A 3,024-nucleotide genomic window follows, 5' to 3' on the forward strand; every position below is an offset into this window, starting at 1 on the left:
ATTGATGCAAATATGTCTATTGCATTTTGCCTAGCTTATCAAACTGGAGAGATTATAGTTTTAGATAAACCAATAGTTATTAAAAAACATGGTTATAGGCAAAATAGTATATTTCGTGTTGGATTAGATACATTGGTTAATATCTTGTATAATATTTCTACTCAATTAGTACGTTGGATACAGCTGTTGTCCTTGATATTCCAATATCCAAAGATGATAAAATGAAAAATTGTCATGTAGTAAGGTCACGAGCTAAAAAAATATTTCCGGTGAGTTGAAGATAGAAGGGATGATTAGGAAAATATGCGCGTCATCCCGTGGCTTGACCACGGGATGACGCCGAGTAATACAACACCCTATAATACTCTGTTTGCATTACTATTTTACCGGATTTTAAATATTTATTACCTAAATTATGTGTCTTTGTATAATTATTATAAAGGTCAAAATATTCCTGCAGTTTATTACTATCTAGCATTGAGAGTATCTAATCTTATATTAGTAATTCTTGACAAAAGGCTAAATATATTGTATAAGTTCAGCACCTTCAGAATGTAATAACAGTATATAGACTCTAAAGTTTTAGGGGAAATATCTTTTCATAAAATCTTGAAGTGCTTAAGTTTTTTTTTTTTTGTCCTTAGGGATTTATAATGCTAAGTACCTCATCACGATCGTTTAAAAACAAATTCAGAGCGGCATTTTGGCCTGTACATAATTACGAACTCGGAAAGTTTATTCCGACGAGTGCCTTAATGTTTTGTATTTTATTTAATCAAAATGTTTTACGAATCTTAAAAGATAGTATTTTAATCTCCGAGATTAGTGCAGAAATAGCAGGTTTTGCTAAAGTTTATTGTGTTACGCCTACCGCTGCTTTATTCGTGATTATTTATGCTAAAATGATTAATCATCTTACCTTTGAAAAGATCTTTTATTATTTAAGTGTATTTTTCATCAGCTTTTTTGTTTTATTTGCCTTTGTAATCTATCCTAATATTCATATTTTTCATGTACATCCTGATAATCTAGCTAACTGGATGGAACACTATCCTCATTTTAAGTGGTATATCTCATTAGTAGGTAATTGGGGTTATATAGTATATTATAGTCTTGCTGAGCTTTGGCCTAATATTTTTTACGTATTATTATTTTGGCAGTTTGCTAATGAACTTACTACTACCGAAGAAGCAAAAAGATTTTATACTCTCTTTTCGCTATTCGGCAACTCTTCTTTAATATTAGTCGGCTTTTTAATGATGAATCTATCATCGGAAGATACTATTATTAAGAAGTTTATGAGTATTTTGGATAGTAAAATCACTTTAGTTCAAGTATCCACGACAATTGTGGCGATTGTTGCTATTGTTTGTTGTTTGTTAGTTAGGTTTATTAGTAAGAACGTTTTCACTAACCCGTTATTTTACGCTAAAGCAAAAAGCGGCAGATTAACTTCAGAACGGATGGGACTGATTAAAAGCTTTAAATATATTGCAAAATCAAAATATTTATGGTTACTTTTAATTTGTTCGGCAGCTTTCGGATTTGCTATTAACTTAGTCGAAGCCGTATGGAAAGCAAAAATTAAGGAATTATATCCGACTGTAAATACCTATGCTGAATTTAACAGTTTGTATATACTTTGGACAGGCGTTGCAATAATGATTATGACCATCATCGGTAATAACGTTATGCGTATGCATAATTGGTTTGTTGCTGCGGTAATTTCACCGGTTATAATAATGGTGACCGGCATTTTGTTCTTTGTACTTATCGTATTTGATCAACAAATTTTATCATTATTTGATGGAGCGATTTTAATGTCACCTCTTGCTCTTGCCGTTTCGATCGGCGGTATTCAAAATATTTTAGCTAAAGGTACTAAATATTCTATATGGGATACTTCAAGAGAAATGTTATATATCCCTCTTGATGAGGAGCTTAAAACCAAAGGCAAAGCTGCAGTTGACGTGATAAGTACGAAAGTTGGCAAATCCTCTAGCGGTCTTGTGCAATCTATTATTTTTACTTTAGTTCCAACTGCTACTTTTACCTCAATCTCACCGATTCTAATGGTGGTATTTACTTTTGTATGCTTAGCGTGGATTTATGCAGTAAGAAAAATATATTTTGAATATCAAAAAATAGCATAATGACATCGACATTGCCCACGTAGGTTCAGTTTTCTTGTCATTGCGAGCGGCTGTAGGCATTGTTGGATGGATCGATTTTCTATTGTCATCCTGCGACTTGATCGCGGGATCCAGTTTAAAATACTAAACTTATTAGAAGTTGTATTTATGGATACCGTGGTCAAGCCACGGGAATGCGTTTTTTGATCCAAGCAGGCAATGCCCTTTTTAGCTAGGAATATTGTAGCATCAACCTATTGATCTACTAAACGCGAGTTTCGTATTCAAAAAGTTGCTGAATAGCTGATAGTAACTGGGTTACGGGGATCTTGATAATACTGTTTTTGTTATTAAATGTACTTAAAACTGCATAAATTTTTAGTAAATTGCTTACTACATGACAATTTTTAGAGATGTAAGGACTAAAGGATTGAATTTTGCTGATAATTCATGATGATAACGGGGAAAGAACTTGGTTTACATATGAAAGATCATTCCGCCCCTCTAGTCGAATTATTACAAAAACATATTTCGCTTAATTTATCAAGAGCAAAATGTTTAGGATTATTTATCATTTCAATGCTTAACAGCAGGACAGTAAACATGTCATTGTTATGCAATAGAATGCCGTCTGGGATTAAAGCAGCTTCATGGTATAGAAGGATGCAAAGATTTATCTCTGAAATCTCAATATCATGGAGAGTATTACCTGTTATGTTAGTCATGATGACTGGGTTTGAGCAGGAGCAAAAATGGGTATTGTGTTTAGATAGAACGAATTGGAAATTTGCTTACTACATGACAATTTTTCATTTTATCATCTTTGGATATTGGAATATCAAGGACAACAGCTGTATCCAACGTACTAATTGAGTAGAAATATTATACAAGA

2 protein-coding genes and 2 pseudogenes are annotated in these 3,024 nt (G+C 32.7%); 3 read left to right on the forward strand and 1 reads right to left on the reverse strand.

The window, feature by feature from the left end; translation table 11 throughout:
• Positions 1-225: pseudogene (locus REIS_RS02240) on the forward strand (transposase); the annotation flags it as partial.
• 106 nt (positions 226-331) lie between these two features.
• On the opposite strand, the pseudogene REIS_RS16900 reads toward REIS_RS02240, so the two are convergent.
• Positions 332-478 (reverse strand): annotated as a pseudogene (locus REIS_RS16900) (poly-beta-hydroxybutyrate polymerase); the annotation flags it as partial.
• 175 nt (positions 479-653) lie between these two features.
• On the opposite strand from REIS_RS16900, the gene tlc5 reads away from it, so the two are divergent.
• Both tlc5 and REIS_RS02250 read left to right on the forward strand, forming a co-directional pair.
• Positions 654-2,153, forward strand: a complete 1,500-nt coding sequence (gene tlc5, locus REIS_RS02245; protein ID WP_008579634.1) for a GTP/GDP exchange transporter Tlc5 — start codon at positions 654-656, stop codon at positions 2,151-2,153.
• Positions 2,154-2,582: 429 nt separating this feature from the next.
• On the forward strand, positions 2,583-3,005 hold the full coding sequence (locus REIS_RS02250; protein ID WP_008579489.1) for a hypothetical protein: 423 nt from the start codon (positions 2,583-2,585) through the stop codon (positions 3,003-3,005).
• Positions 3,006-3,024: the final 19 nt, after the last annotated feature.

Source organism: Rickettsia endosymbiont of Ixodes scapularis, assembly GCF_000160735.1.
GTDB classification, from domain to species: domain Bacteria; phylum Pseudomonadota; class Alphaproteobacteria; order Rickettsiales; family Rickettsiaceae; genus Rickettsia; species Rickettsia tamurae.